General features: G+C 69.5%; 15 protein-coding genes, 1 pseudogene and 1 riboswitch. Of the genes and pseudogenes, 10 read left to right on the top strand and 6 right to left on the bottom strand.

All coding sequences use genetic code 11. From position 1 onward, the window contains the following. Nucleotides 1-8: 8 nt before the first annotated feature. The 3 genes from C1737_RS10060 to C1737_RS10050 are packed head-to-tail and all read right to left on the bottom strand — an operon-like array spanning nucleotide 9 to nucleotide 2020. Complete coding sequence (locus C1737_RS10060) at nucleotides 9-881, bottom strand: SAM-dependent methyltransferase (protein ID WP_102417989.1); 873 nt, start codon at nucleotides 879-881, stop codon at nucleotides 9-11. A 6-nt stretch (nucleotides 882-887) separates the two neighbouring features. Continuing rightward, nucleotides 888-1709, bottom strand: a complete 822-nt coding sequence (locus C1737_RS10055) for a mycofactocin-coupled SDR family oxidoreductase (protein ID WP_102419878.1) — start codon at nucleotides 1707-1709, stop codon at nucleotides 888-890. After that, nucleotides 1706-2020 carry a putative quinol monooxygenase gene (locus C1737_RS10050; protein ID WP_067781730.1) on the bottom strand — a complete coding sequence of 105 codons (315 nt, stop codon included), beginning with the start codon at nucleotides 2018-2020 and terminating at the stop codon, nucleotides 1706-1708. The genes C1737_RS10055 and C1737_RS10050 overlap by 4 nt, the downstream gene beginning before the upstream one ends. Here C1737_RS10050 and C1737_RS10045 point away from each other — a divergent pair. Beyond that, nucleotides 2019-4689 (top strand): annotated as a pseudogene (locus C1737_RS10045) (DNA translocase FtsK 4TM domain-containing protein). The gene C1737_RS10050 and the pseudogene C1737_RS10045 sit on opposite strands and share 2 nt — an antisense overlap. Before the next feature lie 64 nt (nucleotides 4690-4753). Here the strand turns inward: C1737_RS10045 and C1737_RS10040 are convergent. Next, a complete protein-coding gene (locus C1737_RS10040) occupies nucleotides 4754-5281 on the bottom strand; it encodes an amino-acid N-acetyltransferase (protein ID WP_068099183.1) in 528 nt (175 codons plus the stop codon). Nucleotides 5282-5319: 38 nt separating this feature from the next. On the opposite strand from C1737_RS10040, the gene pgsA reads away from it, so the two are divergent. From pgsA to C1737_RS10020, 4 genes are all read left to right on the top strand, one after another. Then, complete coding sequence (pgsA, locus tag C1737_RS10035; protein ID WP_068099194.1) at nucleotides 5320-5919, top strand: CDP-diacylglycerol--glycerol-3-phosphate 3-phosphatidyltransferase; 600 nt, start codon at nucleotides 5320-5322, stop codon at nucleotides 5917-5919. A 155-nt stretch (nucleotides 5920-6074) separates the two neighbouring features. Further along, the gene (gene clgR, locus C1737_RS10030) at nucleotides 6075-6401 is read left to right on the top strand and encodes a transcriptional regulator ClgR (RefSeq protein ID WP_067923414.1); all 327 of its coding nucleotides are present in this window, start codon (nucleotides 6075-6077) and stop codon (nucleotides 6399-6401) included. A 128-nt stretch (nucleotides 6402-6529) separates the two neighbouring features. After that, nucleotides 6530-7360, top strand: coding sequence for a phage shock protein PspA (gene pspA / locus C1737_RS10025; RefSeq protein ID WP_068099185.1), 831 nt, complete (start codon nucleotides 6530-6532; stop codon nucleotides 7358-7360). Nucleotides 7361-7369: 9 nt separating this feature from the next. Next, complete coding sequence (locus C1737_RS10020) at nucleotides 7370-8179, top strand: hypothetical protein (RefSeq protein WP_067925456.1); 810 nt, start codon at nucleotides 7370-7372, stop codon at nucleotides 8177-8179. Nucleotides 8180-8188: 9 nt separating this feature from the next. Here C1737_RS10020 and C1737_RS10015 read toward each other — a convergent pair whose 3' ends face one another. Continuing rightward, entirely contained in the window at nucleotides 8189-8620 is a 432-nt protein-coding gene (locus C1737_RS10015; protein WP_102417987.1) for a limonene-1,2-epoxide hydrolase family protein, read from the bottom strand. A gap of 53 nt (nucleotides 8621-8673) precedes the next feature. Between C1737_RS10015 and C1737_RS10010 the strand changes: the two genes are divergently transcribed. From C1737_RS10010 to C1737_RS10000, 3 genes are read left to right on the top strand one after another with little or no spacing between them, the layout of a single operon-like run. After that, nucleotides 8674-9840, top strand: a complete 1167-nt coding sequence (locus tag C1737_RS10010) for a glycosyltransferase (RefSeq protein ID WP_102417986.1) — start codon at nucleotides 8674-8676, stop codon at nucleotides 9838-9840. Between the two features lie 31 nt (nucleotides 9841-9871). After that, nucleotides 9872-10135, top strand: a complete 264-nt coding sequence (locus C1737_RS10005; protein WP_067925459.1) for a hypothetical protein — start codon at nucleotides 9872-9874, stop codon at nucleotides 10133-10135. Between the two features lie 19 nt (nucleotides 10136-10154). Beyond that, the gene (locus C1737_RS10000) at nucleotides 10155-10373 is read left to right on the top strand and encodes a DUF3046 domain-containing protein (protein WP_197509328.1); all 219 of its coding nucleotides are present in this window, start codon (nucleotides 10155-10157) and stop codon (nucleotides 10371-10373) included. A 91-nt stretch (nucleotides 10374-10464) separates the two neighbouring features. Here the strand turns inward: C1737_RS10000 and C1737_RS09995 are convergent, their stop codons facing one another. Further along, nucleotides 10465-11166: a (2Fe-2S)-binding protein gene (locus tag C1737_RS09995; RefSeq protein ID WP_102417985.1), complete on the bottom strand. Its 702-nt coding sequence runs from the start codon at nucleotides 11164-11166 to the stop codon at nucleotides 10465-10467. Nucleotides 11167-11222: 56 nt separating this feature from the next. Next, nucleotides 11223-11357: riboswitch (cobalamin riboswitch) on the bottom strand. Nucleotides 11358-11526: 169 nt separating this feature from the next. On the opposite strand from C1737_RS09995, the gene recA reads away from it, so the two are divergent. Then, a complete protein-coding gene (gene recA, locus C1737_RS09985; protein WP_068058892.1) occupies nucleotides 11527-12579 on the top strand; it encodes a recombinase RecA in 1053 nt (350 codons plus the stop codon). Beyond that, on the top strand, nucleotides 12545-13066 hold the full coding sequence (gene recX / locus C1737_RS09980; RefSeq protein ID WP_102417984.1) for a recombination regulator RecX: 522 nt from the start codon (nucleotides 12545-12547) through the stop codon (nucleotides 13064-13066). The genes recA and recX overlap by 35 nt, the downstream gene beginning before the upstream one ends. Nucleotides 13067-13075: the final 9 nt, after the last annotated feature.

Below are 13075 nucleotides of genomic sequence, written 5' to 3'. Positions count from 1 at the left end.
GCAGCGCGCTAAAGCTTCTCCGCGTAGGCCGACCACTCCACCTGGGAGGCAGGGAGTTTGCGGCCGGTGGGTGCGACGTAACGCGCAACGAGCTCGTCGGGGCCGGCCTGCTCGAGCAGCCGCCAGCCGTATTCGCCGACGAACCCGCCGACCTCGTCGGGCAGCAGGCCGAACCGCCACAACTGCCGCCGCTGGCGCACGCTGCGATAGAGCGTGCGGGTGCCGTACCGGTTGGTGCCGTCGATGAAATCCCGCCGGACGTAGGTGAAGACGAAACGGCTGCCGGGCGCGGCCGCGCGCAACCCCTCCAAGGTCCGCCGGACGGTCTCCTCGCTGAGGTACTGGGTCACCCCCTCGCAGATGAAGAACGTCCGGTAGTCGGTGTGATAGCCGTGCTCGGCCAGGGAGGTGAGCAGGTCGTCGCGCTCCAGGTCCAGTGCCACCTGCCGCACCGACATCGGCGGTCCGCCGAGCACCCGCCGGACCGTCTTGAGCTTGCGGGCGATGTTGACCGGCAGGTCCACCTCGAAGACGGGGATGCGGACCTGCCGTGTCAAAAGGTATGCGCGCGTGTCCAATCCGGCGCCGAGGATGACGACCGCGTCGATGCCGTCCAGGGCTTCGGCCAGCTTGTCGCCGATGAACCGCTTGCGGCAGGCCAGGTTCGCCCACAGGCCGCGGCCGGACCACTCCGATGCGCGGATCATCAGGCGGCGCACCGGCGCCGCGCGCGTCGCCGCGACGAGCCAGCGCAGCGGCGTCGGCAGGAACAGTTCCGCGAGGTCGTCGTCCACCAGACGGCGGCCCGGGGGCTCGTTGTGTTCGACCGCCGCCAGCACCATCGGTCCGAAGGCGGTCTGCGCGGCGGGATTTCGGGCCATGCGCCGCTACTTGTTCAAGAACCCGGCATCGACGGGCAACGTCACACCGGTGATGTAGCGGGCCTGGTCGGACACCAGCCACGCCACCGCGTTGGCGACGTCTTCGACCTGCAGCACCTCCACCGGCATGGCATTACCCATGGCTCCCGGCGTGTCGGTCGCGGCGGCCATCTTGGCCAGCCACTCCCGGGTGAACTCATTGTTGATCATCGGGGTCTCCACACCGGAGGGATGGATCGAGTTGACTCGAATATACTGGGTGGCAAGCAGATTCGCGTACACCCGCATCAATCCCACCACGCCGTGCTTGGCGGCGGCGTAGCCGACCGAGCCGGCATCGGGGCTACCGACACCGGCCAGGCCGGCGCTCGAACTGATCAGCACGATCGAGCCCCCGGTGCCCTGCTTGACCATGGTCGGGATGGCGGCCTTGATCGTGTTGTAGACGCCGGTCAGATTGACGTCGATCACGTCGCGCCAGCCGTCGTCGCCGGACTGCATCGGGGCGATGCCGGCGTTGGCCACGACGATGTCGAGCCGGCCGAACTCGTCCAGACCCGACTGCAGCGCGGCCGACAGTGACGCCCGCTCGCGCACGTCGCCACGAGCGGCCACGATGCGAGCGCCGGCGTCCTCGACCAGCTTGACGGTCTCCGCCAGGTCGTCCTCGGTGGCCAGGGGATAGGGAACGCTGGCGATCTGCTCGCACAGGTCGACCGCGATGATGTTCGCGCCGTCGGCGGCGAGACGTACCGCATGCGCGCGTCCCTGCCCGCGGGCCGCACCGGTGATGAAGGCGACCTTGCCCTCGAGTGGCCTGGCCATCAGGACCGGAGCTGACCCTTGTCCGGGTCCCCCGCGGGAACCGGCTGCAGCATCTTGATGTCCGGCGCCCCGGCGAGGTGCTCGCCGGCCGCGCCGAACATCTTGCCGATGGCCGGCGCGGTGCTGTGGGCCTTGAGCGCCTCTTCGTCCGCCCACTGCTCGACGAACACGAAGGTCTCGCCCGATTGGTGCAGCGAGTACAACTGGCAGCCCGGTTCGTTGTGCACTTCCTCCACCGCCTGCGTGAGGATGTCGCGGACTGTGTCGACCGACTCCGGTTTGACGGTCATGGTGGCAACGACGACGACGGGCATGCTGGGGCCTCCTGGGGCAAACGGGGTGGGGTGACGCGCACAACTTCAGTCACCGGTTGTCACCCTACTCACGCGGTCAGGCGCCCGACCCGCCAGATGGCGCACGAGGCCGAACCGTTACCCGTGTGGCGGGTGGTGCAGATGATGTCGATGCGACTACCCTGGCCGACATGGCTAACAAGACGGCCGCCCGCTCCAAAGCCAGAACGAGCAGGTCAAAGGCCCCTTCGCGGAGCGGGTCGGGTCGCGCGCGGCCGGCGGCACCTCGCAAGCGGCCGAGCAGGCCCGCCAGGCGGCGCAACCATTCGCTGTTGGTGGCCGCCGGGCTGACTGGCGGCCGTGCCCTGCGCGCCACCTGGCTGATGGCCGCGCGGAGCACGGGCGGCGCGGCGCGGTCGATCGGGCGGGCCCGGGAGATCGACCCGGGACACCGCCGCGACGGCATCGCGCTGATGCTGCTCGCCCTGTCCGTCGTGGTCGCCGCGAGCTCCTGGTTCGACGCCGCCCGGCCGGTCGGCGCGTGGGTCGACACGCTGTTGCGCACCTTCATCGGGGCTGGCGTCCTGGCCCTCCCCGTCGTCACCGCCGGCGTGGCGGTGACGCTGATGCGCACCCAACCCAATCCCGACGCGCGGCCCCGGCTGATCCTGGGCGCCACCCTGATCGCCCTTTCCGTGCTGGGGCTGCGCCACCTGTGGTCCGGCTCGCCCGAGGACCCGGAGGCCCGGCGCCGCGCGGCGGGATTCGTCGGCTTCGCCATCGGGGGGCCGCTGTCGGACGGGCTGACGGCATGGATCGCGGCGCCGTTGCTGTTCATCGGCTTCATGTTCGGCCTGCTGTTGCTTACCGGGACGACCATCCGGGAGGTGCCCGACGCGGTCCGCAACATGTTCGGCGCCCGACTGCTCAGCGACGACGACGAATACGACTACGACGACTTCGACGACGCCGATTCCGATGCCGATTCCTATGCCGCCGACGACTTCTCCGACGGCTTCGACGACGAGGGCGCGCCGGCCCCCGACGACAAGCCGCACGCGTGGTCGGTGGCGGACCCGGCGCCCGCCCTGCGCGACAACGAGGACGACATCCCCACCACGCCGGAGCCGGCCATCGGGAAGAGCCGCCGCCGCGACAAGAAGACCGAGGTGCTCGACCGCGTCGTCGAGGGCCCCTACACGCTGCCCTCGCTGAACCTGCTGGTCGCCGGCGACCCGCCCAAGAAGCGCAGCGCCGCCAACACCGTCATGGCCGACGCCATCAGCGAGGTGCTCACCCAGTTCAAGGTCGACGCCGCCGTCACCGGCTGCACCCGCGGGCCGACCGTCACCCGCTACGAGGTCGAACTCGGCCCCGGCGTCAAGGTGGAGAAGATCACCGCACTGCAGAAGAACATCGCCTACGCGGTGGCCACCGAGAGCGTGCGCATGCTGGCGCCGATCCCCGGCAAGTCCGCCGTCGGCATCGAGGTGCCCAACACCGACCGGGAGATGGTGCGGCTGGCCGACGTGCTGACCGCGCCGTCGACCCGCCGCGACCACCACCCGCTGGTGATCGGGCTGGGCAAGGACATCGAGGGCGACTTCATCTCGGCCAACCTGGCCAAGATGCCGCACCTGCTGGTCGCCGGCTCCACCGGCTCGGGTAAGTCGAGCTTCGTCAACTCCATGCTGGTGTCGCTGCTGACCCGGGCCACGCCGGAGGAGGTCAGGATGATCCTGATCGACCCGAAGATGGTGGAGCTGACGCCGTACGAGGGCATCCCGCACCTGATCACCCCCATCATCACCCAGCCCAAGAAGGCCGCCGCCGCGCTGGCGTGGCTGGTCGAGGAGATGGAGCAGCGCTACCAGGACATGCAGGCCTCCCGGGTGCGTCACATCGACGACTTCAACGCCAAGGTGCGCTCCGGGGCCATCACCGCGCCGCTGGGCAGCCAGCGCGAATACCGGCCCTACCCGTACGTCGTCGCCATCGTCGACGAGCTGGCCGACCTGATGATGACCGCACCCCGCGACGTCGAGGACGCCATCGTGCGGATCACCCAGAAGGCCCGTGCGGCGGGCATCCACCTGGTGCTGGCCACCCAGCGCCCGTCGGTGGACGTCGTCACCGGGTTGATCAAGACCAACGTGCCGTCGCGGCTGGCGTTCGCCACGTCGTCGCTGACCGACAGCCGGGTCATCCTGGACCAGGCCGGTGCCGAGAAGCTGATCGGCATGGGCGACGGCCTGTTCCTGCCGATGGGCGCCAGCAAGCCGCTGCGGCTGCAGGGCGCCTACATCACCGACGAGGAGATCCACGCGGTCGTCAGCGCCTGCAAGGACCAGGCCGAGCCCGAGTACACCGATGGCGTCACCACGGCCAAGCCCACCGGCGAGCGCACCGACGTCGACCCGGACATCGGCGACGACATGGACGTGTTCCTGCAGGCCGTCGAGCTGGTGGTGTCCAGCCAGTTCGGCTCAACGTCGATGCTGCAGCGCAAGCTGCGCGTCGGCTTCGCCAAGGCCGGCCGGCTGATGGACCTGATGGAGACCCGCGGCATCGTCGGGCCCAGCGAGGGGTCGAAGGCGCGTGAGGTGCTGGTCAAGCCCGACGAGCTGGCCGGAACGCTGGCCTTGATCCGCGGCGGCAGCGACGCGGTCGGGGGCGACGCCGACGACTAACGCCGAGCGTGCTCTGAGGGCGAAAAAATAGCCGAAATCTCGCCATGAGTGCACGTTCGGCGGGCTACAGCACCAGCAGCATGCGGGAGTTGCCCAGGATATTGGGCTTGACGTAGCTCAGATCCAGGAACTCGGCGACCCCGATGTCGTAGGAGCGGCACATCTCCTCGAACACCTCGGCGGTCACCGGGGTGCCCTCGATCTCGGTGAACCCGTGCTTGCCGAAGAACTCGGTCTCGAACGTCAGCACGAACAGCCGCTTGAGCTGCAGCTCGCGCGCGACCGCCAGCAGCCGGTCGACGATCGCGTGGCCGATGCCGTGGCCGGTCATCGCCGGGTCGACCGCGACCGTGCGGATCTCGCCCAGGTCGGACCACATCACGTGCAGCGCGCCGCACCCGACGACGTCGCCCCCGCGCTCGGCCACCCAGAACTCCTGGACCGCCTCGTACAGCGTCACCAGGTTCTTCTCCAGCAGGATCTTGCCGGCGTAGGTGTCGACGAGTCGCTTGATTGCGGGGACATCGGAGGTTCGCGCGCGTCGCACCAGGCAGTCCTGCGAACTTTCGGTCACGGCTAACAGTATCGGCATCGGGGACGGGCGTGCTGACCAACAGTTATTCTGTTGCGGTGTCGGGGCAGCCGCAAACGGGTCCGGTGATGGGACCCCCAGGCCGCGCCCACATCGCAAATCTCGCCAACACGCTGACGCTGCTGCGGCTGGTGTTGGTCCCGGTCTTCCTGCTCGCGCTGTTCGCCAAGGACGGGCACGAGATCGCCTTCCGGGTCGTGGCTTTCGTGATTTTCACCCTCGCGGTCATCACCGATCGGTTGGACGGCCTGCTGGCCCGCAACTACGGGATGGCAACCGAATTCGGCGCGTTCGTCGATCCGATCGCGGACAAGACGCTGATCGGGTCGGCGTTGATCGGGCTCTCGATGCTCGGCGACCTGCCCTGGTGGGTCACGGTGGTGATCCTGGCCCGCGAGGTCGGCGTGACCGTGCTGCGCCTGGCGGTGATTCGCCGCGGCGTCATCCCCGCCAGCTGGGGCGGCAAGATCAAGACCGTGGTGCAGTCGGTGGCGATCGGCTTGTTCATCCTGCCCGTGTCCGGGCCCTTCCGCGTGGTCGCGGCGGTGGTGATGGGGGCGGCCATCGTGCTGACCATCGTCACCGGCATCGACTACGTGGTGTCCACCGTCAGGGAAGTGCGCCGGTCGGCCGACTGAATCTGCCGACTGAATCTGTCGACTGAATCTGTCGACTGAATTCGTGGCCGCCGAACGGGAACCAAGACCCCGCCGCCCGCGTTCCACCTAATGAGCGCCTGCCGAACGGGGCGGTTTTCGCTCCGGCGGGCTGACTGGACGAAGGAGGGCGGAAAATGCCGCCATTAGTGCGCGAGGTCATCGGCGACGTGCTGCGGGAGGCCCGGATGACGCAGGGCCGGACGCTGCGGGAGGTGTCCGATTCGGCGCGGGTAAGCCTGGGCTATCTGTCCGAGGTCGAGCGCGGGCGCAAGGAGCCCTCCAGCGAGCTGCTCAACGCGATCTGCGACGCGCTGCAGGTGCCGCTGTCGTCGGTCCTGATCGACGCCGGCGAGCGGATGGCCGGCGTGGAGCGGGCTCCCGCCGACGGGCTGCGCGGTCCCAGCATCGACGCCGACACCAAGGTCGTCATCCCGCCGGTGGCCTCCCTGGCGATCGCCTGATCGCCGCCCGCACCAAGGATCCTGCGTCAGGGGTAGGGCGATCGGCGCCGACCCACTAAATTGAGCGACAAGCGACGGGCCCATCCCGGGACCCTCCAGCCCACAAGAAGCGAAGGTGGAGCTCACTCATGGCCAATCCGTTCGTCAAAGCGTGGAAGTACCTCATGGCGCTGTTCAACGCGAAGATCGACGAGCACGCCGACCCCAAAGTGCAGATCCAGCAGGCCATCGAGGAAGCGCAGCGCACGCATCAGGCGCTGACCCAGCAGGCGGCGCAGGTGATCGGCAACCAGCGTCAGCTGGAGATGCGACTCAACCGGCAACTCGCCGACATCGAGAAGCTGCAGGTCAACGTGCGTCAGGCCCTGACGCTCGCCGACCAGGCCACCGCATCCGGCGACGCCGCCAAGGCCACCGAATACAACAACGCCGCCGAGGCGTTCGCGGCCCAACTGGTGACCGCCGAGCAGAGCGTCGAGGACCTCAAGACCCTGCACGATCAGGCGCTGAACGCGGCCGCCCAGGCCAAGAAGGCGGTTGAGCAGAACGCGATGGTGCTGCAGCAGAAGATCGCCGAGCGCACCAAGCTGCTCAGCCAGCTCGAGCAGGCGAAGATGCAGGAACAGGTGAGCGCCTCGCTGCGGTCGATGAGCGAGATCGCCGCGCCCGGCAACGTGCCCAACCTCGACGAGGTGCGCGACAAGATCGAACGCCGCTACGCCAACGCGGTCGGGGCCGCCGAGCTCGCGCAGGGCTCGGTGCAGGGCCGGATGCTCGAGGTCGAGCAGGCCGGCGTGCAGATGGCCGGTCACTCGCGGCTGGAGCAGATCCGCGCGTCGATGCGCGGCGAGGCGTTGCCGACCGGGGCGACGCCCGCGGCCGGGGCCACTCCGGAAGCGGCCCCCGCGCCCGCCGAGACCACCGGGGGCGCGGCCACCGAAAAGCCCTTTGGCCAGTAGCGCGGTGTCGTGGCGGTGACCGAGACGCAGCGGGGGCTCTGGCGCACCTTGCTCGGGCGTGGGCTGGCCACCGCCGCCGACCTGTCGGACCTGGTGGCCCAGAAGATCAGCGCCGCCGCGGACCCCCGCGCGCGGCTGCTGCGGCGGCGTCGCCGGGCGCTGCGCTGGGGCCTGATCTTCAGCGCCGGCTGCGTGTTCTGGGCGGCCGTGACGATGCTGCTGGCGGCCTGGGGTTGGTTCGCGCTGCTGCTGGAGATCACCGGCGCCGTCGCGGTCGTCATGGCCATCCCCGCGACGCTGTTGCTGTTCCGCTACCGGTGGCTGCGTTCCGAGCCGCTACCCACACCGCGCCCCACGAACGTCCGTCGGCTGCCGCCGCCCGGCTCGGCGGCGCGGCCCGCGATGTACGCGCTGGGCGCCTCCGAACGCGGCTTCCTGTCGCTGCTGAACGTGATCGAGCGGGGCTCCATGTTGCCCACGGCCGAGATCCGCGACCTGACCGCGGCCGCCAACAAGACCTCGGCGGCCATGGCGGCCACCGCCGCGGAGGTGGTGTCGATGGAGCGGGCGGCGCAGTCCAGCGAATCGTCGCGGTCGTATCTGGTGCCGACCATCAACGCGTTCACCGCGCAGCTGAGCGCCGGCGTGCGCCAGTACAACGAAATGGTCACCGCCGCAGCCCAATTGGTGTCGTCGGCCAACGGTGATCAGTTGGCCGCCTCGCAGCGCTACCGCGCCGAGCTGGCCGGGGCGACCGACCGCCTGGTCGGTTGGGCGCAGGCTTTCGACGAACTCGGCGGGCTGCGCGGCGCCAGCTGATGACCGCGGCTAGAACGTCGCTTTGAGCGACGGCAGCACCACGGCCGCCAGGCCACGAAGGGTGGCCTTGAACATGTCGAAGAAGTCGAAGTAGTCGCGCCACAACGTGATTCGCCCGTCGTGGACCTCGAACACGCCGCACACCCAGAACTGAAGCCGCACCGGGCCGAAGATCAGGGCGTCGGTGCGCTCGGTGAGCACCGCCCCGCCGTCGGCGGCGATGCGATGGATCTTCACCTCGAAGGCGGCCCGGCCGTCCATCTGGCGAAACAGCTTCATGGCTCGGACGCGGCCGTGAATCGTCGGCAACCCCACGTTCTCGTAGACGAGGTTGTCGTCGAGTGCCGCGTCGGCGGCGTCGTAATCCGCGTCCTGCAGGGCGTTCAGAAAGCCCTCGACCGTGCGGGTGTTCGCAACGGTTGTACCGGTCAGCTCGGTCATGACTGCCAGCGTAGGCGAGCGTGGGGGTCGCGCGCTGTGGCAGGGTGAGGCCGATGCGTGTCGCTGTGGTCGCCGGGCCTGATCCCGGTCACTCGTTTCCCGCGATCGCGCTGTGCCAACGCTTCGCCGACGCCGGCGACGAGCCGACGCTGTTCACCGGCGCGGAGTGGATCGACACCGCCCGCGCCGCCGGCATCGACGCCGCCGTGCTGGACGGGCTCGTGGCCACCGACGACGATGTCGACGCCGGGGCCCGCATCCATCGGCGCGCGGCGCGGATGGCCGTCCTCAACGCGCCTGCGCTGCGCGACCTGGCGCCCGACCTGGTGGTGTCCGACGTCATCACCGCCGCTGGTGGCATGGCCGCGGAGCTGTTGGGCATCCCGTGGATCGAGCTCGACCCGCATCCCCTGTACCTGCCGTCGAAGGGGTTGCCGCCGATAGGCAGCGGGCTGGCGCCGGGCACCGGCCTGCGCGGCCGGCTCCGCGATGCGATCATGCGCGCGCTCACCGCGCGATCCTGGCGCGCGGGCCTGCGGCAGCGCGCCGCCGTGCGGGTGGAGATCGGGCTGCCCGCCCGCGACCCCGGGCCGCTGCGGCGCCTGATCGCTACCCTGCCGGCCCTCGAGGTGCCGCGGCCGGACTGGCCGGCGGAGGCCGTGCTGGTGGGTCCCCTGCACTTCGAACCGACCGATCGGGTGCTGGAGATCCCGGCCGGATCGGGGCCCGTGGTGGTGGTCGCGCCGTCGACCGCGTCGACCGGAACCGAGGGACTGGCCGAGGTCGCGCTGGCCCACCTGCGGCCCGGGGAGACGCTCCCGGCCGGATCGCGGCTGGTGGTCTCGCGGCTGGGCGGGACGGATCTGCGGGTGCCGCCGTGGGCGGTGGTCGGGTTGGGCAGCCAGGCGGAGCTGTTGACGCACGCCGACCTGGTGATTTGCGGCGGGGGCCACGGCATGGTGGCCAAGACGCTGCTGGCGGGGGTGCCGCTGGTGGTGGTGCCCGGGGGCGGTGATCAGTGGGAGATGGCCAACCGGGTGGTCCGGCAGGGCAGCGGGCGGCTGATCCGGCCGCTGACCCCCGAGGCGCTGGTGGCCGCGGTCAACGAGGTGCTGTCGTCGCCGTGTTATCGGGCGGCCGCCCGATCCGCCGCCGCTAGCATCGCCAGTGTGGCCGATCCGGTCCGCGTGTGCCACGAAGCGCTCGCCCGGACGGGATGACGGGCCGGATCGCGACGGGAGGGCAATGGCAATGAGGGCGATCGCCGCCGGCGGCCTGCTTCTGGCCTTGATGTTCAGCTCGGGAGTCGCGCGCGCGGACAGCGGCGACGAGCAGCAGGCATGCCAGTTGATGGACGACCCGGTTGCCGCTCAACAGGGCTTGCAGCCGGTCGAATACGCCTTCATGCAGTTGCGCTCCAGGATGTCGGCGGAGCGCGCGCGGACCACCATGTCGGAGGCCGTCCAGGACTTCTGCCCCAACCACTGGACCGACCTGCCGGCCAGCTGGCGGTGACGGGGCCGGTGTCCGACTCCTGCCCGATGGGTATCTTGCTGGCGTGCGGCTAACGGAATTCAACGAACGGGTGGTCCTGAGGTTCGGTGCGGCGTACGGCTCTTCGGTGCTGGCCGACCACGTGCTGACCGGTTTCGGCGGCCGCACCGCCGCCCAGGCGATCGAGGACGGGGTCGAGCCCCGCGACGTGTGGCGGGCCCTGTGCGTCGACTTCGACGTGCCGCGTGACCAGTGGTGAATCCGTCGATGGCGGCGTTGCGTGTGCGCTTGTGGCTTCGAGTGTGTAGCGGTGGCGCGATCGGGGCCGTTTTCCCGCCCTGGACGCACACTCAAAGCCCTGGACGCACACTCAATCTCCGGTTCGATGACGGTGGCTTCTCGAAGACGCAGTCGCCGCAGACGGATCCGCCGGGCAGGCGATAGAAGAGACAGCAACTACGACGTCTGAAGCCCAGGGGAGGGCCGGTGACGACGCCCGATCCGGCCAGCACACCGGTGCCCTGCAGCGCGCGGACCATCTCGGTGATCCGCGCGCCCAGGTCGGGCCGCGCGGCGAGCAGGGCCCGGGCAGCTCCGATCAGCGCCGAGGAGATGTTGCCCGCCAGCAGCGCGGGCGCCAGCCCCACTCGCAGACCGGCGGCGAGCTCCTGCATGTGCTCGTGCACGACCAGCCGGTAGAGCGCGTCCGGTGAGCAGGCCGGGATCCCGACCGGAGCGGGCAACCGCAGTTGCGCCCCGTCATCGGCGCGTTGCAGGTCGGCCAGGTCGGGGACGACACCGTGACCGAGCGCGCACGCGAGCATGGGTGACCACAGCCGGGTGGCGTGGCCGAGGTGCACCAGCGAGGCGCTGATCCGCAGATCCGTCGTGTGATAGCGCCGGGCGGTGGCCTCGACCAAGTCGGTGAACCCGTCGGCGTAGGCCTGCCGGACCGGATGCCACCCGGCCGCGTCACCGCCGACGGTCAGCGCGAAAAACCCTTTGTAGGTAGATATTTCGGCCAGCCCAGCGTAGATGTCTCGCACGGTCATGTATGCGCAACCAGGCCTCTCTGGGGAGATCCGCCCCAGTTGTCGTGAGGAAGCTGTCGTGAGGAAGCGCTGACGGTGAGTATCTGGGCTCTCGGGAGGGGGCGATCCCCATCCCGGTCACCGTGGCGGGACCGCACCGGATTCACACCGGTTTGCTCGAGCGTATGGGCCCCGTCAGCGCCTTTCGGTGGCCGATGTTGCCACACGCTGTCACCGGTTCGGCGTGTCCGCTTGAATCGAACAGGTGTTCGGCTACTGTGGGAAACGTTCGGTGAGTCAACTTGTCGGTGGCCCTCTCTAGTGTCACGGCCAACCGACCGACACCGGTCACCGAACACACCGAACCATAGGAGAGGCACCATGGCGCAAGCCCCCGACCGCGAGAAGGCTCTCGAACTGGCGATGGCCCAGATCGAAAAGAGCTACGGCAAAGGCTCGGTGATGCGTCTCGGCGACGAGATGCGTCAGCCGATCTCGGTCATCCCGACCGGATCCATCGCACTGGACGTGGCCCTGGGCATCGGCGGTCTGCCCCGCGGCCGGGTCGTGGAGATCTACGGCCCGGAATCCTCGGGTAAGACCACCGTCGCCCTGCACGCGGTGGCCAACGCCCAGGCCGCCGGTGGCGTCGCGGCGTTCATCGACGCCGAGCACGCCCTGGACCCCGATTACGCCAAGAAGCTCGGCGTGGACACCGATTCCCTGCTGGTCAGCCAGCCCGACACGGGGGAGCAGGCCCTCGAGATCGCCGACATGCTGATCCGCTCCGGCGCGCTGGACATCCTGGTCATCGACTCGGTGGCGGCGCTGGTGCCGCGCGCGGAACTCGAGGGCGAGATGGGTGACAGCCACGTCGGGTTGCAGGCCCGGCTGATGAGCCAGGCGTTGCGGAAAATGACTGGCGCGCTGAACAATTCGGGCACCACCGCGATCTTCATCAACCAGCTGCGCGAGAAGATCGGCGTGATGTTCGGCAGCCCGGAAACCACCACGGGTGGAAAGGCCCTCAAGTTCTACGCGTCGGTGCGCATGGACGTGCGCCGGATCGAGACGCTCAAGGACGGCACCAACGCGGTCGGCAACCGCACCCGCGTCAAGGTCGTCAAGAACAAGGTGTCGCCGCCGTTCAAGCAGGCCGAATTCGACATCCTCTACGGCAGGGGGATCAGCCGGGAAGGCTCGCTGATCGACATGGGCGTGGAGCAGGGCTTCATCCGCAAGTCCGGTTCCTGGTTCACCTATGAGGGCGAGCAGCTCGGTCAGGGCAAGGAGAACGCCCGCACCTTCCTGATGGAAAACGACGAGGTGGCCAACGAGATCGAGAAGAAGATCAAGGAGAAGCTCGGCATTGGCCCGGTCGTCACCGATGGCTTGTCCGATGACAGCGTCCTGCCCGCCCCCGTCGATTTCTGAGCCGTCCCGCGAGGAGCAGGCGCGGACGCTGTGTCTGCGCCTGCTCACCACGAGGGCGCGCACTCGCGCCGAGCTGCACGGACAGCTGGCAAAACGCGGTTACCCCGAAGACGTCAGCGCTTCCGTGCTCGACCGGCTGGCCGCCGTCGGCCTGGTCGACGACACCGACTTCGCGCAGCAGTGGGTGCAGGCCCGCCGGGCGAAGGCGGGAAAGAGCAAGCGCGCCCTGGCCGCCGAACTGCACACCAAGGGTGTGGACAGGGACGTGATCGCCGCGGCGCTGTCCGGGATCGACGCCGGGGCCGAGCGGGACCGGGCCGAGCAGTTGGTGCGGGCCAAGCTGCGCCGGGAGACGCTGGACGGCGACGACGCGCGAATCACCCGCCGGCTGGTCGGGATGCTTGCGCGGCGCGGCTACAGCCAGAACCTGGCCTGCGAGGTCGTCCTCGCCGAGCTGGCCGCCGAACGGGAGCGTCGCCGGGTCTAGCCCGCTGAC

Source organism: Mycobacterium sp. 4858 (genome assembly GCF_900240975.1).
In the GTDB taxonomy this organism is placed as follows: Bacteria; Actinomycetota; Actinomycetes; order Mycobacteriales; family Mycobacteriaceae; genus Mycobacterium.
The sequence above is the reverse complement of the archived record's forward strand: the minus strand, read 5'-3'. Positions and strand labels throughout refer to the sequence as shown.